Consider the following 20,213-nt stretch of genomic DNA (forward strand, 5'->3'; position numbering starts at 1 on the left):
TATTATCAAGGGTTTATGTAGCCTCTAATCGGGCTGTGATACTTTTAACTTTCTAGCTTTTTGTCTTTTTTCGCTAGGCGCCATGGCTTCAGTTTGAACTTGCTTTTTTAACGATTTCAGCATTTTTCTAAAGCCAATTAACAAACCTAACAAAACGACAAAGGTCATCAGGTAGCTCGACCAAACATATGCGCCATGCTTACCCATAAAAATAAATTCGTGCCAACTAGTCATGCGTCACCTTCTTAGTGTCAGCAGTTGCCCACTCCATCACCCAGCGCGACTTTTGATTGCGTAAAATAATTTCAGCGCGCAGGCGCATAATCACCAATGCGGCAAACAATAAATACATACCCGCCAGCATAGTAAATAGAGGCACTTGGAATTCTGGAGCTAACGCGCCCTTTTGTGTCACCGAGTAGCCTTGATGCAGTGTATTCCACCACTTCACTGAAAAATAAATAATTGGAATATTGATGACACCAACAATCGCCAAAATTGCACTCGCCTTATCTGCTTTGGAGCGTTCGGAAAATGACGAATGAAGCGCAATATAACCAAGATATAAAAACAATAGAAGCAACTCAGAGGTCATCCGCGCGTCCCATTCCCACCAGGTACCCCATGTCGGCTTACCCCAAACGGAGCCTGTAAACAAAGCCAGAAACGTCATGGCAGCACCGGCTGGCGCTATCGAGCGCACCACGGCAAAAGCCATTTTCATCTTCCACACTAGCCCCACAATAGCGGCGATTGCCATAGCTATGTAACCCACCATCGACAAAGCGGCGGCTGGAACGTGGACATACATAATTCGAACAGTGTGACCTTGGCCTTGCCTGGCTTCAAGTGGTGAAGCCCACAAAGAGTAGTAAAGACCCACAGCTAACAAAATCAGTGTCACGCCCCATATCCATGGAAGCCACTGACCCGTTTTTTGGAATAAGTATTTCGGAGAACCTAACTGGTGGAACCAACGCCAAGCTTTTGCCATTAAACCTTAACCTACTGAAATTTTAAGTGCGCGACCCGATGCGAAAGGCGCAAAAACAATCGCTATCATTAAAAATGCGCCTAATATGGCGAGTTCGCCATTATAACGCAAACTCTCTAGGGATGCTGTAACAGTCGATGCGCCAAAAATCAGAACTGGCACATACAATGGAATAATCAATATTGAGACCAACAAGCCATTTCGATTAGCTGCCAGAGTCAAGCTCATACCAACAGCTCCGAGCAAGCACAAGGTTGGCGTTCCCAACATTAAACTCAACATCAGAACCCAAGTATGATTGATGTGCTCAAAGCCATAGTTGATCTGCATCAAGAGACCAAGTAATGGCGATAAAATTACTAACGGTAAGCCTGTTAATAGCCAGTGCGCAAAGATTTTGCTAATCGCCACGGATGTCGGCGAACTCATTAATAATAGCTGCTCTAGAGAACCGTCTTGGTAATCACTACGATAAAATTGCTCTAATGAAAGCAACATCGATAATAAAGCCGCGACCCAAATGACGCCAGGCGCTAGCTTTTGCAGCATCAGCGCTTCCGGGCTTACGGCGAAGGGAAACAAGCTAACTACGATAATAAAAAACAATAGTGGAATGGCTAAACCAATCCAATTGCGGCGGGCGACTTTAAGCTCACGCTTCAGTAGAGTACTAATCATTCGTGCTCCACCCCAACCTTTTGGTCAACCGGCAACTCATCAATATGATGGTGTGAGGTAAAAAGCACGACACCACCTTGTGCCTTAAACTCCAAAGTTTTAGCCGCTAACCAGCGACGTGTTTTTTGATCTAGATTGACGAAAGGCTCGTCTAATAACCAGATTTTGGCCGGCTCAAGCATTAATCGGGCTAAGGCCACTTTGTGTTGCTGACCTGCCGATAGCTCAGCGAACATACGCCCTTCTAACCCATCTATGCCTAAATCAGTTAATACTTGGCTAATATCTGCCTGAAGTTCTTTATTATTGTAACTTCCACCGCAACGTAACTGTGCGTAAAAAGTTAAATTTTCAGCAATCGTCAGCTCATTTTTCATGGATAGGCTGTGCGCTAGGAATATAAGATCCTGAAAATAACCCGATTCAGGGTGGTTAATAGGCTTTTCGTTCCAATAGACTGTGCCATGATCAGGTTGCAACAAGCCGGTTAAACAGCGCATAAGGCTTGTTTTACCAGTACCGTTATCACCATAGAGATAAGTAATGGTCGCTGGAGCAAGATGCAGCTCGGCATCTTCGAGAAGAACATGTTCGGAACGGGAAACCGTTAGCTCATGGGCATAAAGTCCATCGAAATGTATGTCTTGAGATTGAGACATTGAGCTAAGGCTTGGCATAAGTTACTTTGCCCTGAATTATAGAGGGCTAAGTAACTTATGCCAATGATTTTACATATATTTACCCAAATACGTCTTGGGTATGGTGTTGCCTTAAGCCAGAGCTGCTAAAACCGCATCGCCCATTTCGGTGGTCGAAACCAGTTTATCACCATCAGTATGGATATCCGCAGTGCGTAAACCTTGATCCAACACGGTAGAAACCGCTTGGTCAATTTTGTCAGCTAACTCTGCTTCACCGAAGCTGTGACGAAGCAACATTGAGACTGACAAGATTGTCGCCAATGGGTTTGCTTTGTTTTGACCAGCGATATCAGGCGCCGAACCGTGAATCGGCTCATACATGCCTTTGCCGTTAGCGTCTAAGCTAGCAGACGGCAACATACCAATCGATCCTGTTAGCATAGCCGCACAATCCGACAAGATATCACCGAACATATTACCCGTAACCATCACGTCAAACTGCTTTGGTGCACGCACTAACTGCATCGCTGCGTTATCAACGTACATGTGCGTTAATTCAACTTCTGGGTACTCTTTGCTTACACGATCCATCACTTCACGCCATAGTTCAGTCGCTTCAAGAACGTTAGCCTTATCCACTGAACATACACGCTTATCGCGTAACATCGCAGCTTTAAAAGCTACGTGAGCAATACGTTCAACTTCACTTTCCGAGTAAACGTAAGTGTTGTAGCCCTGACGCTCGCCGTTCTCAAGCGTGCGAATACCTCGTGGCTGGCCGAAATAAATACCGCCGGTTAACTCACGGACGATCAAAACGTCTAGGTCAGACACTAACTCAGGCTTTAAGCTCGAAGCATCAGCTAGTTGCTTATAAAGAATCGCCGGACGCAAGTTACCGAAAAGCTCAAGCTCAGAGCGTAATTTCAACAACGCCTTCTCAGGACGCACTGAAATATCGTACTGTTCCCACTTAGGGCCGCCTACAGCGCCCAGAAGAATAGCGTCAGCGTCTTTTGCTTGAGCTAATACTTCATCAGTCAACGGCGTTTCATGCGCATCATACGAAGAACCACCCACCAACGCCGACTCATACGTCACGTCTAAGCCATGGTTTTCAATTAACGCGTCCAATACACGCGTCGCCTGCCCTACAATCTCAGGGCCAATACCGTCACCCGGTAATACCAATACTTTTTTAGTCATGTTAAATCCTATTATTAAACTTTTACTGTCATTGCGAGGCAGTTTCTACTACGAAACAACGAAGCAGTCTCCTACAGATTGCCGCGGGTTCTTTGAACCCTCGCAATGACAATAGAACGGTGCGTCGTGACGCACCCTACACAAAACCTGTCATCCTGACGAAAGTCAGGATCTTACTGAGTTTTTTGCACTTATCACTAGATCTTGAATTCCCGCAAGGGGATCTAATTCAAGTTGACATTCCACTTCTAAACCTAATACGCGAAAAATTGTTTCCTGACGCGGCTTTTTGCCTAATTTGATGCGGAGTTTACTAACAGTTAATACCCAAGGGGCAGACCCTGAGCACGCAAATTAGGCAAAGTAACAAAATCAGGGAATAATTTAGCCGTATTAATTAGAGCTAAAAAGCCAAGGGGCTCGCTTAGCGCGTTCCTTCTCATACGCCGTTATCGCATCTTCTTGCTGCAACGTAATACCGATATCATCCAAGCCGTTATACAAGCTATGCTTACGGTCTGGCTCGACATCAAAGCTGATCACATCACCGTTTGGCATAGTAATCGTTTGTTTATCGAGGTCGATATCAAGCTTAAATCCTTCGTTTGCTTCAGTCTGCTCGAATAAAGTATCCATCGTTGCGTGATCTAAAACGATCGGCAAAATACCGTTTTTAAAGCAGTTGTTGAAGAAAATATCGGCAAAGCTTGGGGCGATTACTGCTTTAATACCATAATCTTCAAGCGCCCATGGTGCGTGCTCACGGCTTGAGCCACAACCAAAGTTTTCGCGTGCCAAAAGGATCGAAGCACCTTGATAACGCTCTTGGTTCATCACGAAATCTGGATTCAATGGACGATTTGAGTTGTCCATACCAGGCTCGCCATGGTCTAAATAACGCCATTCGTCAAACAAGTTAGGACCAAAGCCTGTACGTTTAATCGATTTCAAAAACTGCTTAGGGATGATCGCGTCAGTATCAACGTTAGAACGATCTAATGGCACGACTAACCCTGTGTGTTGCGTAAAGGCTTCCATTAGTTTACCTCCGAAGCTTTTGCTAATTCAGAATCCAACTCTAATTCACGTACGTCAACGAAGTGACCGTGAACGGCTGCCGCAGCGGCCATCGCTGGGCTAACTAGGTGAGTACGTCCACCTTGGCCTTGGCGACCTTCAAAGTTACGGTTAGAAGTCGAGGCACAGTGCTCGCCTGGCTCTAAGCGATCAGCGTTCATCGCCAAACACATTGAACAGCCTGGCTCACGCCATTCGAAACCGGCTTCGGTGAAGATTGTATGTAGGCCTTCAGCTTCCGCTTGTTGTTTTACCAAACCAGAACCAGGAACAACCATCGCCTGCTTAATGCTTGGCGAGACTTTACGCCCTTTCGCTACGGCCGCCGCCTCGCGTAAATCTTCGATACGGGCGTTTGTGCAAGAACCGATAAACACTTTGTCTAAAGGAATCGAAGTAATCGGCATATCCGCTTTTAAATCCATGTATTGAAGAGCTCGCTCGATCCCCTCTTTTTTCACAGGGTTCGACTCTTTCTCTGGGTTAGGAATGTTACCACTAACTGGCTTAACCATTTCTGGCGAGGTACCCCAAGTTACTTGAGGGATAATATCTTCGGCTTTAAGCTCAACCACGCGATCAAATTGGGCATCAGCATCACTGTGTAAATCTTTCCACGCTTCAACCGCCATGTCCCACTGTTCGCCTTTTGGCGCGAAAGGACGGCCTTTGACGTATTCAATGGTTTTATCGTCGACGGCCACCAAGCCAACGCGTGCGCCCGCTTCAATCGCCATGTTACAAACCGTCATACGGCCTTCCATTGATAGGCTTTCAATAGCGCTACCAGCAAACTCGATAGCATGGCCATTACCGCCAGCTGTACCGATTTCACCAATTACCGCCAAGACTACATCTTTAGCCGTCACGCCCGTACCAAGCTTACCTTCAACACGCACCAGCATGTTCTTCATTTTCTTTTGGCGTAAGCATTGAGTGGCTAATACGTGCTCTACTTCAGAAGTACCCACACCAAACGCCATAGCACCGAAAGCACCGTGCGTTGCGGTGTGCGAATCACCACAAACCATAGTTAAACCTGGTAATGTGTAACCCTGCTCTGGGCCAACGATGTGTACGATACCTTGACGAATATCGTCCATCTTAAATTCAGTAACACCAAAGCTATCGCAGTTATCGCCTAAGGTTTGCACCTGAATACGAGAAACTGGATCTGCAATACCGTTACTACGATCAGTCGTCGGAACGTTGTGATCCGGAGTAGCCAAATTAGCTTCAAGACGACGTGGTTTACGGCCCGCGATCCTCAAGCCTTCGAAAGCCTGTGGTGATGTAACTTCGTGTAATAATTGACGATCGATATAGATCAGTGCCGATCCATCATCATTTTCTGCGACAAGATGGTCTTCCCAAAGCTTGTCGTAAAGAGTTTTTCCAGCCATTAACTGTGCCTCATTTGGTCTTTTCACGTAATAAAATATAAGCCGATACACGGCAAAGTGGAACTAGTGTAGAGCTTATTATAGAATAACTCCAATTCATTATTTTTATAAAACGCATAACCAATAGGAATCACCTTGAATTCCTAAGACTAAAACTTATGGATATAGATCTTCTTAGAACCTTTTTGACCGTAGCACGACTTAAATCCTTCACCCTAGCGGCGAAAGAGCTACAGATGACACAACCTGCGCTTAGCAAAAGAATCAAGCGCTTAGAGGCAATAGTCGATCGTCAGTTGTTTGATCGTGTGGGTAACCATGTCGCAGTGACCGAAGCTGGGCAGTTGCTACAGCAGCAAGCACCCCAAATCATCAGCGATATCGAAGATACGGTACAGAATATTCGTGACTTGAGTGGCAAAGTCAGTGGCGAGCTCCATATCGGCACCAGTCATTATATTGGCCTGCACCTGCTACCTGAATATCTAGAGCAATATGCAGACACTTTTGCCGATGTAGACGTTAATATTGAGTTTATTGACTCTGAGCTGGCTTATGAGCGCGTTTTAAGTGGTGAATTAGAACTAGCGCTATTGACCTTTCCACAGCAGAAAGACCCGCGACTAGAACATGAATTGGTTTGGAAAGACGAGTTAGCGATTGTGTGTCACAAAGATTATGACTTGGCCACAGAAAACAATCCTCTCGCAAAACTCGAAAACTACCCTTGTATTTTACCGCCCGCTCACACTTTCCCCCGCGAACTGTTTGAGGTTCAGCTTGCGAACGCTGGCGTAACCCTAGGGAAAGTCAAAACCGCAAACTACTTGGAAGTTATCGCTAAGCTCGTTGCCTGTAAAATGGGCTGGACTCTGCTACCTACGAGGTTACTACAAAGCCCATTGGTTAGTTTATCCTCAGAGCAGTTTTTATCAGATCGCGATATGGGTATTATTTATCGCACCAACAAAACATTATCCAATGCCTCGCAAGAGCTCGTAAAACTTTTGCAAACGGCGAATAATAATCGGTAATATCAACCAAAATAACTAAGAACACTGCGGAGATACTATGAAACTTTTAACTGCACTGCTTAGCCTAGTATTAGCAACATTTGCAACGTCCAGCGCCAAAGCCCTTGTCAGCACACAAAGCAAGCAGCATTTTTCAATAAACATAGAAACCACCATCAAGGCACCGGCTGAAGAAGTCTATCAGCAGTTCTTAAGCGTAGGTGATTGGTGGGAGTCGAGCCACACCTGGTTTGGCGATGCCACTAAAATGTACATTGAGCCCAAAGCCAACGGCTGCTTCTGTGAAGTAAATGGTGATAAAGAAGCGATGCACATGACTGTAAGCATGGTCATGCCCAATAAAAATGTGCAGATGCTCGGTGGTTTAGGCCCTCTACAAAGCATGGGTGTTTATGGTCACATGTCTTGGAGCTTTGAAGAAAAAACTAAAGGCCTGACAACTTTAACCATGACCTATTTAGTAAAAGGGTTTGTAGGCGAAGAGTCTGAAATGATGGCCAAAGCAGTAGATAGCGTACTGAATACACAAATTAAGAATTTAGAGTCAACGTTTTAGTAACAGGCAGAAGGTAAAAAGCCCGCTACAGCGCGGGCTTCATGGATCTAAGCATAGAGCGACTATTTTTTACCGATAACTAACTGTAGTAAGCCAATTAAACCAACGGCTCCACCGCCAATCATCAACCAAGTAGCTTTATCTGAGAAAGAGCCGGTAAAGGCTTCCTTCATCTCTTCGCCTACTGACTGAGTCATGTTATACCCCCAGAAGAATACAGCGATACCAACTACTAGCAATACAATCCCAATGATCTTTTTATTCATAGTTTCCTCTCTTCTTTGTTAGTAAATCGTCTTTCGTAAACTATAGCTTATGCTTACCCTATTACTTTTTTGCGCGTTGCTCAACTTCATTCCACACGCGCATCAAGTTTCCAGACAGCATTTTAGCAATATCTTGCTCAGAATAGCCTCGCTCTAACAAGCCCTTAATCAGGTTTGGATAAGTAGACACATCTTTCAGGCCCGTCGGTAAGCTATCGCCAACACCATCATAGTCTGAGCCTAGGCCCACATAATCCACACCAACCAACTCAACCACATGATCAATATGATCTAAAACGTCATTTAAATCAGCAAACTCAAAGGGCGTTTTTTGGCGGTAGCTTTTACTAAAGCTACGGATTTTCTCTGCATCTTTCTCAGGGTCTAAGTTGTTTGACTCGGTATAAGTCTTAACCGCTTCTTTGTAAGCGTCATAATTATCGATTGAATCTTGTGAGATAAAGGTCGAGCCGAAGTTGATAAAAATGACACCACCTTTTTCCGCCATTTCCTCAATCATGTCGTCGTCCATATTACGCTCAAAACCTGGCGTAAAATCACGAACTGAAGAGTGGCTTGCAATAACTGGAGCGGTAGACACTTCCATCACATCATAAAACGCATCGTCCGAAAGGTGCGAAACATCAACCATAATGCCTAAGCGGTTCATCTCACGAACCACATCTTTACCAAACTCGCTCAACCCCTCGTTAGGACGGGCGTCATCATAAGACGAATCTGATAAATGATTACTGCGAGAGTGCGCTAAAGTGATGTAGCGAATACCGCGGTCGTAGAAATACTGAACATTTTCCAACTTGCCTTCAATTGGCGAACCATTTTCCATCCCCATAGGCAAGGAAATTAAGCCTTTCTCAAAGTTTGATTGAACTTCCGCCGGGCTGGTCGCTAGCGCAAACTTATCAGGGTTTGCAGCAACAATAGCTTCAACATTATCAATCAGCTCATTCGCAAGCTCAAAACTCTTACCCTCACCTTCGAACTCAAGGTTTGCAGGGATATAAATCGACATGAATGGCGCATCTAAACCACCTTTAATCGCACGCGGATAATCAAAATCACCGCCTTCGGTTGCAACACTAATGTCTTCATTTGAGTCATGCAGTCTGTGAGGCACATCAATATGCAAATCCGCGATAACGTATTTTTTACTAATTTCTTGAGCTTGCTTGGCGTAATCAGGCGCCACTTCTTCAACCACGGGTGCAGAGCCACAAGCGACTAAGCCTAAAGCCGCCGAAGCAACCAGCGACGCAATCATTGTTTTTCTCATCATAATTGCCTTTTTAATAATAATTTGAGGTAATAGCATCATAAAGCGATCACAAAGAAATGCAAAGACCAGTAAGTCTCAACTTTATGAATCAAGAACTTCTACTACAAAGCATCAACCAAACCATGCCTTTTGGTAAATATAAAGGCCGCAAGCTACTCGAACTTCCCGAACCCTACCTCGTCTGGTTCCATAAGAACGGCTACCCCGAAGGTAAGCTCGGTCAACAACTCGCGCTCATGTATGAAGTCAAACTCAATGGACTCGAAGGCATGCTAAGACCTTTGCTTGGAAAACGTTAAAGGAACTTAGTTGGGGAAACAGTAACAGTCAATTAGAGATAGTGGTAGAATTAGCTCCAGAATTTAAGGACACCATTAATAGAGAACCCCTAAACCGTATGAGCATATTCCAAGAACTCAATCCAAAACTGACTAAAGCCCTTGATAAACTTAACTTCACGGAGCCTACAGATATTCAACAGGAAGCGATTCCTGTGGTGTTGGATGGTTTAGATTTAATGGCGAGCGCGGAAACGGGCTCGGGTAAAACGGCAGCCTTTGTGCTTCCTATTCTGGATCGTTTATTAAACAAGAAAGCGCCAAACTCAGGTACTCGCGCATTAATTCTAGCGCCAACTCGTGAGCTAGCCCGTCAAATTCATAAACAAACCATGGATTTAGCTAAGTTCACAGGCATTCAAGCAGGCTTAATCACTGGTGGCGAAGAATTCAAGGTACAGCGCGCTGCCATGCGTAAAAACCCAGAAATCATTATCGCAACGCCTGGCCGAATCTTAGATCACAGCCAACAAGGTGAGACTGACTTTTCAGATTTAGAGTTTTTAGTGCTGGATGAAGCCGACAAGATGCTGGACATGGGTTTCAGCGATGATGTTATCGCTATTTCCAACTACTGCTCTAGCGAACGTCAAAGCCTTCTTTTCTCTGCGACTTTAGAAGGCTCAGGAATTCGCCATATCACGAATACCCTGCTTAAAGATCCTGAAACAATTACGCTCAACACTTACGAAGATGCGCAGTCAAATATCCACCAGTCGATTATTACCGCTGACAGCTTAGAGCATAAAGAAAAGCTTACAGGTCAATTATTACAGAATGAAAAATATCGCAAAGCGGTCGTATTTTGTAATACCAAAACTCAGGTCGAGCGTCTTAGCGGTTTACTTCGCTACCACAAACTTCGCGTCGGCCATATACATGGCGATATCAAGCAAGACACTCGAAACCACATTATGGTGCAGTTCCGCGATGGCAAGTTCGACGTTCTTATTGCCTCAGATGTTGCAGCACGTGGTTTAGACGTTAAAGATGTCGACTTGGTGATTAATTTCGACATGGCACAAAGCCTCGAAGATTATATTCACCGCATCGGCCGTACCGGTCGAGCTGGCGCAGAAGGCGCAGCCATCTCCCTCATTACGCATAAAGACTGGAACCTCATGGTCACAGTTCAACGCAAACTCGGTGCTAAATTTGAAGTCAAAACCGTTAAAAACCTTGTCGCCAAATACCAAGGGCCACAAAAGCTCAAGAAAAGTGGCAAAGCCGCCGGCACCAAAAAGCGAAAGCCAACTGGTAAAAAAGGCCTCAGCGCACGCGATAAAAAGCGCCTAGCGAAGAAACACGACAAAAAGACTGAAAAGAAATTCTCAGGCGAAAGCCCAAAGCCTAAGAAAAAGTTTGGCGGTATGAAACGATCTGATGGTTGATTTGATGGTTTACAGTTACGCTTAACCCATCCTATGTTCTGTTTGTGGGTTTTATTACGACACTTTTCTTGCATGCCCAAGAAAAGTGTCCAAAAGAAAGGCACCCGTAAATAGAGGTCATAAATGACTCCCTTCAAAAGCTAAACTCATTTACGCACCATAAAATACAGCCCTTCCATGGGCTGGATTTTATTATTTGAATCATCTCCCTAAAGGGATTCCTATTAGTCACAAATTCAAATTGCTATTCGCTTTAGCTTTTTCAGCTCTATTTAAAGGGAAATACCCGAGGCTAGCCTCACTGTCCAACGAAACAGCGCCCCATAAAGGTTAGCCGAATGAGTCATTATTACAGAGCAAATTGGACAGGACAGTCCAATTTAGTCAAATCGAAACAGGGAGGTTTCGTTTGGCGGCTCGTCAGTAATAATGTTGAGAGAGGGTAGTTCGAAGAACCTAACTTTTGGGGTGAGCTTCTCTTTGGATACTTTCTCTTGCTCATCAAGAGAAAGTATCTCGCCGAGTGGCGAAATCACAGTTAACTCTTATACAAATCAAACAAAACAATAAAAAACCCACCAATCATACTCACCATCCCTGCAACTACAATAAAAATCGAGATTAGCCCCAATATTGTCTGAATCGCTCCAGCGCCAATAAAGGATGCGAGGAACATTAGAGGCAAACCAATAAAAGCAGTGAGGATGAAGCTGATTATGACAATTTTCCAACCGCGTTGAATTTTTGCTTTAAGAATATAGTTTAGTGGTTTCATAGGTTATAGCGTATCAAGAAATTCTAGTCTTTGCGGGTAGGTTTTACGCAAAAGATCAAACTTTTGTTCAACGTTAGCACCAACTTGGCGCATTCGGTGATCATCGGCTTCGATGTCGTAATAAGGCTTGATGCTTTGGTATAAGCCCTTTAAGTTGCCGTCCCAGTGCCACTTTGGAGCCTGTGGTAACAACTCATCGAGACTGATGGCGTTTTCAAGCCCATGCCATTGATTTAAAGCTTGATAGAGCTGATAAGTCCCACGAGTCTTACCTTCTTGTGAGTAACCTGCAATATGCGGTGTGGCTATCAAACTTTGCTCCATCAGTTTAAGGTTTACCTTCGGCTCGCCCTCCCAAACATCCAGTGTATAGTCGATTTTTTTACCTGCATGCTTAATTTCATAAGCAGCAACATTATCCAAAACCGCACCACGAGAACTGTTTATGATTAGAGCATACTCAGGCATGTCTTCAAGGAAAGCATCGTCAATTAGGTGATACGTTGAATACTGACCCGACGCTAAAAACGGTACATGGCAGGTAATAACGTCACACTGATTTATTTCTTTGAGCGAGACAAACGAACGAGAGTCACCGGCGGCCTCCAGAGGCGGATCGTTAAGTAAATAATCAATACCAAGGCTTTCCAAAACCTTCGCCACACGACTTCCGACATTACCGGCACCAATAATCCCGACTTTAATCTCACTTAAGTCAATATTTCGCTTCTCAGCCCAGTAAGCGATGCTAGTTAATACATATTCGGCAACTCCCTGTGCATTGGAGCCTGGCGCGCTTGAAAACTCGATACCTTGCTGCGAAAGATAGTCCAGATCAATGTGGTCAGTGCCAATTGTTGCAGTACCGACAAAGCGAACTGGAGAGCCTTTGAGAAGAGCCTGATTCACTTGAGTTATTGAGCGCACTAACAAGATATCCGTGTTATAAAGGTTTTTTGGCGTGATACAGCGCCCGGACAACCTTTTAATTCGGGTAGGTTCACCCCCAAACTCGGCAAAAAGCTCTTTAACCAGAGGCATATTTTCGTCAGCAACGATATTCCACATAAGTAACGACATATTTGGCATATTTATTTGGGTATTGTAGCGATATCCATTAGAATTACGACTGAAATTGAAACTGGAAATGGCAAGATGTCCGATAAATTAGAAAGTTTATACAAAGATGTGTTGGTTGAGCTTGGTGAAGACGTTACACGTAACGGAATCCTCGACACGCCAAAGCGAGCGGCTAAAGCGATGAAGTTCTTGACTCAAGGCTATGAGCAAGACCTCAACACTGTAGTCAACAACGCTATATTTGACTCTGACAATGACTCGATGGTGATCGTAAAAGATATCGAGCTTTATTCTATGTGTGAACATCACATGTTGCCATTTATCGGTAAAGCTCATGTTGGCTATTTACCAACAGGGAAAGTTATCGGTTTATCGAAGATTGCTCGAATTGTAGATATGTTTGCGCGTCGCTTGCAGATCCAAGAGAACCTAACCAAGCAAATCGCAGAAGCGATTCAGGACGTTACAGGTGCTTCTGGTGTCGGCGTAATTATCGAAGCGAAACATATGTGTATGATGATGCGCGGCGTTGAAAAGCAAAACTCAGTCATGACTAGCTCAACTATGCTCGGCCAGTTCCGCTCTTCGCAAAACACGCGTAACGAATTCCTGACGCTGATCGAAAAGAAATAATCCCCTATGCATAATGCTTTTCTGGGCGTAAAACCCGCCGTTATCGAATGGCGTCAATTCGACTCAGAAAAGCATCAGTGGCTCAGTGCTGATGAAAATCAGCTTACGCCAAACGCCCAGCTAGCTCCTTACTCTCCAGCTTTTGATGATATTTACTTTAACCCTCAGGATGGTATCGCAGAAAGCACTCATGTATTTCTGGAAGGAAACGACCTAGAGCAACGCTTTCAAGCTTTAGCCGCTCAAGGCTCACCAAAAAGCTTCAATATTTTTGAAACTGGCTTCGGTACAGGCTTGAACTTTTTATTAACGGCAGACTTGTGGCGAAAAACAGTAGCTTCTCGCGGTAACGCTGAGCAAGAGCCCGGGTTACATTACTGGTCAGTTGAACAGTTCCCAATCAACCAAAAAAATTTACGCCAAATCTACCAAGTTCTAGATATTGAATCTGATTACTCGGCGACCTTAATCGATAACTATCCAGAGGCTTTGCCGGGTGTGCATCAAGTGAAAATCGCACACAACATAACCTTGCACCTAGTGTTTTATCCGCTCGATAAAGCACTAAAGGAGCTGGCACTGCCTGAAAACTTTACTTTTGATGCTTGGTATCTCGACGGTTTTGCGCCAAGCAAGAACCCTGATATGTGGGTTAAAGGCTTGCTACATTTTATGGCGCTACATAGCAACAGCAGCACCACGCTCTCAACCTTTACGGTAGCAGCAGCTCTACGCAAACCACTGCCACACTACGGTTTTGAAATTGAAAAGCGACCCGGTTTCGGCCGTAAACGTGAAATGCTAACGGCACGATTTACTGATAAAGAGCTCTCTTCGCCGAAACCCACACTGGCAACGCCTTATATCAAAACGAGAGCTCAACCTAAAAAGGTCGCGGTTATAGGTGCAGGGCTTGCTGGGTGCGCGCTAGCACACAAGCTGCACCAGCTTGGAGTTGAAGTCCATTTATACGACAAGTCAGGGCTCTGTGCAGGTGCTTCTAACATGCCTTCATTAATGGCAATGCCCGTTATGTCGGTCGATCACAATGCTTACAGCCAACTAACCTTTCATGGCTTTCAGCACTTAAGAAACTACATTAATCGATATCCAGAGCTCGCTTATAGCCATTTAGTTCATCAATTACCTAATCGAAAATACTCACAGTTTCACATCGATCAATATCAACAAATTTACTCAGCCCAAACGTGGGATAAGCACAAAGAGTGGTTCCAGTTTGAAACTCTAAAGCTTGGGGAAAGCTCGGTTAAGTCCTTGAAAATACCAGCCATTCAGGTCAATGGACAAGAGTTTTGTCATCACCTTATTAAGGATTTACCAGCTGTTCAATTACACCTGAATACTGAAGTAACTCATTTAAGCCAGCTCAGCGACTATGATCAGATTATTGTCGCCAACGGTTATCTAGCCGCCAATTTATTTAAGGATGCTGAGTTACCAAAGGTTACCCCCATGTGTGGCCAGCTGACGACACTCAAAGCACAGTTAGAGCATCGTACCCCGGTCAATCATGACGGCCATATTGCGCATTACCAGAATCAGCTAGTGATTGGTGCCACCTTTGAAAATAGCAGCAATGAGTCAATTCAAAGGAAAAATTCGATTAAAAATATCGAACAGGTTAACCAGCGTTTTGGTTTTAGCTTTTCAGAAAAAGACATTGCCGATGAGCATCCAGGCGTGCGTGCGACAAGCTACGATCGCTTTCCGTTTTGTGGTTACTTTGGTGAGATTACAAACGAAGGAGCCAATCAGTCCATTTGGCTCAATTACGGTTTTGGCGCGCGTGGGCTTTGTTATTCGATGTTGTGCGCAGAGGTGATTAGTTACGCAATGCTTGGCCAACCATCACCGCTGTCTAAGACATTACTCAGTCGCATCTCGCCACTAAGAACATCAACGCTTGGAACAAATTCTACGGCTTTATAGCAACGTTCAGAAGTTTTGTCCTACGACTTAAATACCAAGCGGTTGAAAACACTGATGAGCATAAAATCGCAACCATGATAACGATTTGATATCGCACCGCAACCAAAGGACTAACACCTGATAGAATTTGCCCCGTCATCATCCCAGGCAATGCCACTAACCCTACCGCCAGCAAACTATTAATTTGGGGAATCATAGCCGCATAAAAAGCTTTATTGCGCGCATAATCAAGCACAGCCCCAGCTTTAATTTCGGTCTGCAATCGCTCACCAGACAAACTTAAACTGTTCATAGTATTGGCGAGCAACATACCTGCCAAAGGAATAACAAAACGTGGTTGATACCAGGGCGATAAGTCCAAAACGTATACTACAATCAACACCAAAATAGAGCCGCAGCCAAGCAATAGGGATTGAGATAATAAAACAATATGCTTGAAGCTTTTATCGGCTAATGGTCTCATGGCAATCCAACCTGCGATTATTAACATCAGCAATATGACCAAGCTGCCTAGCAAACACGAGGTGCTTTTAAATAAGTAAACAAGCACAAAACCAACCGCTATCAACTGAGCAATCATTCTCAAGGTAGCGAAGATGAGCTCTTTACTATTCGCTTTCCAACGATAGAAAATTATTGCTGCCACAATCACCGGCAAACAACTTATGATTAATTCTAGGTAACTTATCTCGGGTAAAGTCAAACCTATAAACTCTCTTGTGAACCTTTGTTATCTATTTCTTTTTTTTCGACGCTGCTGTCTTCAGTTGTGGAGTCCTCGCTCTCTTCTTCCTCATAAGTAACAGGTGAGTTCCAAGCCTGGCGCATAGCTTTTGAGCCTCTCTGATCTGCTTTGAGAACTTCCTCTAACATCTCTGCTCTCTCAGCGGCTTTAAGCACGTACTGTTTGTCGCCCCACACTTCAGCTAAATCCTCTAGGTGCTGTGAATCATAGTGATAAAAGGCTGTTGCGGTACGGTGGGCTTGATATTTGCGATAACCTAAACCCATCAGCGCTTCTCTACCCAGAATCACCGCAGAACCAAGCGTTTCTCGCATCACAAAATCCGCCCCTGCTTTTTTTTGTTCAAAAGCTTCTCGGCGACCTTTTGCTCGCGAGTAAATTTTCAGGTGAGGAAAATGCTTTCGACAAAGCTCTATAACTTTTAAGCTTTTTTCTTGGTTTCCAACAGCTATAACAATCATTTTAGCGACATCAGCCCCTGCAACTCTTAGCACTTCTTCGTTCGTTACGTCGCCGTAATAAGCTTTCGTGCCAAACTTTTTAACCAAGTCAATTTGTACCGCATCATACTCCAGAAGCGTGGTATCGAAGCCTTGAGAGCGTAGTATCCGCGACACAATTTGTCCGAATCGACCGTAACCCGCAACAATCACAGGTGTATCACCATCATCAACATTATCAAATTCACGGCGCTCTTTGCCAAAGGATAGTTTAGGAACGATAATCTTCTGGCAAATAATTAATAATACCGGCGTTAAAGCCATCGACAGAGCAACCACGACTGTTAATAGTGAAACGATTTCATCGGTTAATACACCGTTTTGCACCGCGAAAATAAATAACACGAAGGCAAACTCACCTCCTTGTGCAAGGGCAAATGAAAACACAAAGTTTTCGATAAGGGACATTTTAAATTGCCTGGCAAGCAACATTAAAACGAGCAGCTTAATGACGATCAATGCAGTCATGAGAAGTAGAATAACCCACGGAGACTGCATTAGTATTTCGAAGTTAATACTGGCACCAACGGTAATAAAGAAAAGCCCCAATAAGAGACTTTTAAAGGTCACCAGGCCCACCTCTAACTCATGCCGGTATTCACTTTCCGCTAGCACCACCCCAGCCAAGAAAGCGCCAAGTGCGGGTGAAATCCCTATTTTCTCCATGGCGATAGTAATGCTCAATACAAGCAATAACGAAGTGGCAATAAAAATTTCGCGCAAGCCAGTGCGCGCAATCCAGTTAAACAGAGGGCGAATTAGATAGCGCCCCGTTAAGATGATACCGCTAATAACCGCGAACACTAACGTGGCTTGTTGCCATTCTTCTAACTCTGTATGCCCCACAGATACTGAAGTCTCCACAGGAAGTGTGGCCAATAGCGGCAACAGGGTTAACATCGGGATAACCGCCATATCTTGGAATAATAAAACGGCAAATGCAGACTTACCGGCATCAGTTCTTAGTAAGTCTTTTTCAGTTAAAGTCTGTAGCACAATTGCCGTTGAAGATAAGGCTAAAATCATGCCGATGGCGAGAGCCATTTTCCAATGCATCTCAAAAGCGAGCGACAAAAGCATCAGTAGCAAGGTTGTTACAAGGACCTGTAACCCGCCTAAGCCAAGAATAGGCATTCGCATATTCCACAACTTTTTGGGTTGTAACTCTAAACCAATCAAGAACAGCATCATGACCACGCCAAATTCAGCAAAGTGCATAATATCGTCAACATCGTGGCCAACCAGGCCAAGCGCGAAAGGCCCAATGATTATTCCAGCAATTAAGTAACCAAGCACCGAGCCTAAGCCCACATGCTTAGCTATAGAGACACCTATAACAGCGGCCGCTAAAAAAACAAATGCTTGATAGAGGAAACCTGCTTCTTCCACTTAACTGGCCTCCTCTTCATTAATATCACTAAACAAATCCAGTGAGTGTGCAAGCGACTCGACATAATCACGATAGCGTTGAGCCTCTTTCTCGACAGCCCTATGACTGATGGTTTCAGCCTCGTACATAACAAAAGGCTCGACAAACTTCATTCCACAAAAATCGGCTGTTTGTTCAAAAGGCCTGAGAAGTTCGGTTGTAGAGAAGTGATTAAAACCATGAGGTGTATAACTTTCTTTAGCCGCTCCAGCGGTTATAGCATTTAGCCAATAACGCCCTGCTAACTGGTATCCACCTTTGCCATAAGCAAACCCCTCTGCCAAAACTAAATCCTGCCACTCCTTCAAAAGAGATGGGGAGCTATACCAGTAAAAAGGGTGCTGAAATATAATCAGCGAATGATCAAGCAGAAGCTTTTGTTCTCGCTGTATGTCGACAAAAAAATCCGGGTATTCTTCGTAAAGATCATTAACGTGTACGTAACTTAAGTCTTGTATGGCTTCAAGCATCGCTTGGTTGGCCCACGATTTTTCGAATATTGGATGAACTAAGTTCAGTAAAACTCGTGTTGTCATTAACGTCCTAGACTTATATGTTGAGGGTTCTAGCAAACAGAATCTGATACTTTGCTAATAATTTTTAGTCTACACAAGTTTTTAAATAAAAAGAAATGAAGCTTTATTGAAATAATCGATTATCAAGAGATGGGGCTAGAACAAAGATAAAATAAACAGGCAAAATAAAAGCGACCTAAGTCGCTTTCAATCTAGGATAATTCCGTTCAACGGCTTCCCCTGCTCCAACCTTGGATTATAATTCCGTTTAATTTTGTCCTAACTTATTATTCCATTGTTCGATTTGTAGATAGTGTGTTCTCCCTGAACACGGAAGATACTTTAGCAAATTTTTAGAAGTGAACAATCGGTGGTTTGATGAAAGAAATTAGACGACTTTATTACAAAACAAATAACCTTATGTTTTTCAGCAGCTTACGAGACGAGAGGTTTTGGAAAGGCTTAAAACAACCTACTTTTTCAGCTTTGGCTTAGGCTTTTGTGCGAGATCTCGCACAAAAGCACGGGACAAATGCTCAATACTACCTAACTATTCAGGCCAACTGGGTACAAAACAAAGTCTTCATAGCCTGTAATAACTCGAATAACTCCAGCTAAACGCTGATTTAGCTCAGGATCATCGCTATCAACAATCAGCGGCTTGCCCTCTAACTCGTTGAGCTTAGTCTTACTTGCGATGATGTAGATATCATCTTTTTCCAATTGTGAAAGCACCTGAGCACTCAGTTGCTGGTTTCCGCGACCGATGATATGGCCTTGGCCGCCTATCACGGTTATCACTAATCGAACCTTCCCTTTATGCTTTGCAAGTAACTCAAGAATGTCTGACTCGGTCATATCGCTCGCAATAACTTCTCCTTGATGGACACAATCGATTCCCAATAACGTATTATCGAGCCCCATGCAGTCCATTAAAAAAGCACAGGTCGAGCCCGAACCAATGAGGTAATAATCCTCTTCATCCATGTTATCAATAATGAAATCGGCAATATCTTGCAGTACCAACTCCTCAACTTCGCGGCCTCCAGACTTTGTCGCCTGAACGTAACGATGCTCCGCAGGAACCTGCATTTCACCATACTGCTTTGCGCGAACGACGCCCTCTCTAAAAGCATCCTCATCAATATCCATGACCGACGTTTCGAGCAGACTCACCAACTCTTTTTTAATCATCTTCTCGATAACCAAACCTGCCGCATGAGGCGTCACCGCATAAACCCCAGAGTGAATCTTAACGCCTGCGGGAATACCTAATACTGGCACAGCTGCGTCCACCGCTTGGTAAATATTTCGCGCAGTACCATCACCACCAGCAAACAGTAAAACATCAACTTGATGTGGGCTGTCTTTAGTAAGCCCCGCCATGATCATAGCTGCATCAATGGTATCTTGATAAACTGATGGCTCATGGCTTTGATGAACCACGCTGTAATTAAAACCCATTTCCTCAAGCAAAGCCTCACCCATCTCACCGGATGCGGTTAGAAACTGGATTTCGTCTTTATAATCAACCAGTCCTTCAAGTGCAATTCGAGCACGTTTGACGGCTTGTGGCTTAGCGCCGCGGGCGAACGCCTCAGTTCGGATAGCCTCGCCATCACTACCTTTAAGGCCAACTTTACCGCCGATACCAGCGAATGGATTGATGATAAAACCTAAAGTAAACATAGCGTACCTAACTGTT

At 44.2% G+C, this 20,213-nt stretch carries 21 protein-coding genes; 6 read left to right on the forward strand and 15 right to left on the reverse strand.

Features of this window, described 5'->3' with window-relative positions; translation table 11 throughout:
• Positions 1 to 24: 24 nt before the first annotated feature.
• From ccmD to leuC, 7 genes are all read right to left on the reverse strand, one after another.
• The gene (gene ccmD, locus ABD128_RS11205; protein ID WP_343990370.1) at positions 25 to 234 is read right to left on the reverse strand and encodes a heme exporter protein CcmD; all 210 of its coding nucleotides are present in this window, start codon (positions 232 to 234) and stop codon (positions 25 to 27) included.
• On the reverse strand, positions 227 to 994 hold the full coding sequence (gene ccmC / locus ABD128_RS11210) for a heme ABC transporter permease CcmC (protein ID WP_343990372.1): 768 nt from the start codon (positions 992 to 994) through the stop codon (positions 227 to 229). Before ccmC ends, ccmD begins: the two co-directional genes overlap by 8 nt.
• A gap of 6 nt (positions 995 to 1,000) precedes the next feature.
• The gene (gene ccmB / locus ABD128_RS11215) at positions 1,001 to 1,672 is read right to left on the reverse strand and encodes a heme exporter protein CcmB (protein WP_343990374.1); all 672 of its coding nucleotides are present in this window, start codon (positions 1,670 to 1,672) and stop codon (positions 1,001 to 1,003) included.
• Positions 1,669 to 2,331: a heme ABC exporter ATP-binding protein CcmA gene (gene ccmA, locus ABD128_RS11220; RefSeq protein WP_343990377.1), complete on the reverse strand. Its 663-nt coding sequence runs from the start codon at positions 2,329 to 2,331 to the stop codon at positions 1,669 to 1,671. Before ccmA ends, ccmB begins: the two co-directional genes overlap by 4 nt.
• Positions 2,332 to 2,442: 111 nt before the next feature.
• Positions 2,443 to 3,519, reverse strand: coding sequence for a 3-isopropylmalate dehydrogenase (leuB, locus tag ABD128_RS11225; protein WP_343990380.1), 1,077 nt, complete (start codon positions 3,517 to 3,519; stop codon positions 2,443 to 2,445).
• A gap of 393 nt (positions 3,520 to 3,912) precedes the next feature.
• Complete coding sequence (gene leuD / locus ABD128_RS11230; RefSeq protein WP_343990383.1) at positions 3,913 to 4,557, reverse strand: 3-isopropylmalate dehydratase small subunit; 645 nt, start codon at positions 4,555 to 4,557, stop codon at positions 3,913 to 3,915.
• Positions 4,557 to 5,999 carry a 3-isopropylmalate dehydratase large subunit gene (gene leuC, locus ABD128_RS11235; protein ID WP_343990386.1) on the reverse strand — a complete coding sequence of 481 codons (1,443 nt, stop codon included), beginning with the start codon at positions 5,997 to 5,999 and terminating at the stop codon, positions 4,557 to 4,559. The genes leuD and leuC overlap by 1 nt, the downstream gene beginning before the upstream one ends.
• 158 nt (positions 6,000 to 6,157) lie before the next feature.
• Between leuC and ABD128_RS11240 the strand changes: the two genes are divergently transcribed.
• Positions 6,158 to 7,033 carry a LysR family transcriptional regulator gene (locus tag ABD128_RS11240; protein ID WP_343990388.1) on the forward strand — a complete coding sequence of 292 codons (876 nt, stop codon included), beginning with the start codon at positions 6,158 to 6,160 and terminating at the stop codon, positions 7,031 to 7,033.
• 37 nt (positions 7,034 to 7,070) lie between these two features.
• Positions 7,071 to 7,589 (forward strand): SRPBCC family protein, encoded by a 519-nt coding sequence (locus ABD128_RS11245; RefSeq protein ID WP_343990391.1) that lies wholly within the window; start codon positions 7,071 to 7,073, stop codon positions 7,587 to 7,589.
• A gap of 62 nt (positions 7,590 to 7,651) precedes the next feature.
• Here ABD128_RS11245 and ABD128_RS11250 read toward each other — a convergent pair whose 3' ends face one another.
• Both ABD128_RS11250 and ABD128_RS11255 read right to left on the reverse strand, forming a co-directional pair.
• Positions 7,652 to 7,855: a DUF3185 family protein gene (locus tag ABD128_RS11250; protein WP_110201403.1), complete on the reverse strand. Its 204-nt coding sequence runs from the start codon at positions 7,853 to 7,855 to the stop codon at positions 7,652 to 7,654.
• A 61-nt stretch (positions 7,856 to 7,916) separates the two neighbouring features.
• Positions 7,917 to 9,152: a dipeptidase gene (locus tag ABD128_RS11255; protein ID WP_425545690.1), complete on the reverse strand. Its 1,236-nt coding sequence runs from the start codon at positions 9,150 to 9,152 to the stop codon at positions 7,917 to 7,919.
• Positions 9,153 to 9,235: 83 nt separating this feature from the next.
• On the opposite strand from ABD128_RS11255, the gene ABD128_RS11260 reads away from it, so the two are divergent.
• Together ABD128_RS11260 and ABD128_RS11265 are read left to right on the forward strand one after the other, a co-directional pair.
• Positions 9,236 to 9,451 carry a DUF3820 family protein gene (locus ABD128_RS11260; RefSeq protein WP_110201803.1) on the forward strand — a complete coding sequence of 72 codons (216 nt, stop codon included), beginning with the start codon at positions 9,236 to 9,238 and terminating at the stop codon, positions 9,449 to 9,451.
• A gap of 98 nt (positions 9,452 to 9,549) precedes the next feature.
• A complete protein-coding gene (locus ABD128_RS11265; protein WP_343990397.1) occupies positions 9,550 to 10,881 on the forward strand; it encodes a DEAD/DEAH box helicase in 1,332 nt (443 codons plus the stop codon).
• A 538-nt stretch (positions 10,882 to 11,419) separates the two neighbouring features.
• Here ABD128_RS11265 and ABD128_RS11270 read toward each other — a convergent pair.
• Together ABD128_RS11270 and ABD128_RS11275 are read right to left on the reverse strand one after the other, a co-directional pair.
• The gene (locus tag ABD128_RS11270) at positions 11,420 to 11,656 is read right to left on the reverse strand and encodes a hypothetical protein (protein WP_343990400.1); all 237 of its coding nucleotides are present in this window, start codon (positions 11,654 to 11,656) and stop codon (positions 11,420 to 11,422) included.
• A 3-nt stretch (positions 11,657 to 11,659) separates the two neighbouring features.
• Positions 11,660 to 12,736, reverse strand: coding sequence for a 4-phosphoerythronate dehydrogenase (locus ABD128_RS11275; protein WP_343990403.1), 1,077 nt, complete (start codon positions 12,734 to 12,736; stop codon positions 11,660 to 11,662).
• A gap of 75 nt (positions 12,737 to 12,811) precedes the next feature.
• On the opposite strand from ABD128_RS11275, the gene folE reads away from it, so the two are divergent.
• Together folE and mnmC2 are read left to right on the forward strand one after the other, a co-directional pair.
• Positions 12,812 to 13,369 (forward strand): GTP cyclohydrolase I FolE, encoded by a 558-nt coding sequence (gene folE, locus ABD128_RS11280; protein ID WP_343990406.1) that lies wholly within the window; start codon positions 12,812 to 12,814, stop codon positions 13,367 to 13,369.
• Positions 13,370 to 13,375: 6 nt separating this feature from the next.
• The gene (mnmC2, locus tag ABD128_RS11285; RefSeq protein ID WP_343990408.1) at positions 13,376 to 15,319 is read left to right on the forward strand and encodes a tRNA (5-methylaminomethyl-2-thiouridine)(34)-methyltransferase MnmC2; all 1,944 of its coding nucleotides are present in this window, start codon (positions 13,376 to 13,378) and stop codon (positions 15,317 to 15,319) included.
• Here the strand turns inward: mnmC2 and ABD128_RS11290 are convergent.
• The 4 genes from ABD128_RS11290 to ABD128_RS11305 all read right to left on the reverse strand — a co-directional run bounded on the left by ABD128_RS11290 (position 15,306) and on the right by ABD128_RS11305 (position 20,197).
• Positions 15,306 to 16,022: an ABC transporter permease gene (locus ABD128_RS11290; protein ID WP_343990410.1), complete on the reverse strand. Its 717-nt coding sequence runs from the start codon at positions 16,020 to 16,022 to the stop codon at positions 15,306 to 15,308. The two genes, mnmC2 and ABD128_RS11290, sit on opposite strands and share 14 nt — an antisense overlap.
• A 2-nt stretch (positions 16,023 to 16,024) precedes the next feature.
• Positions 16,025 to 17,953 carry a monovalent cation:proton antiporter-2 (CPA2) family protein gene (locus ABD128_RS11295; RefSeq protein ID WP_343990412.1) on the reverse strand — a complete coding sequence of 643 codons (1,929 nt, stop codon included), beginning with the start codon at positions 17,951 to 17,953 and terminating at the stop codon, positions 16,025 to 16,027.
• Positions 17,954 to 18,529 (reverse strand): NAD(P)H-dependent oxidoreductase, encoded by a 576-nt coding sequence (locus ABD128_RS11300; RefSeq protein WP_343990414.1) that lies wholly within the window; start codon positions 18,527 to 18,529, stop codon positions 17,954 to 17,956. It abuts the gene before it with no gap.
• Positions 18,530 to 19,054: 525 nt separating this feature from the next.
• Positions 19,055 to 20,197, reverse strand: coding sequence for an ATP-NAD kinase family protein (locus tag ABD128_RS11305; protein WP_343990416.1), 1,143 nt, complete (start codon positions 20,195 to 20,197; stop codon positions 19,055 to 19,057).
• Positions 20,198 to 20,213: the final 16 nt, after the last annotated feature.

This window comes from Kangiella japonica, from assembly GCF_039523535.1.
Lineage (GTDB): Bacteria > Pseudomonadota > Gammaproteobacteria > Enterobacterales > Kangiellaceae > Kangiella > Kangiella japonica.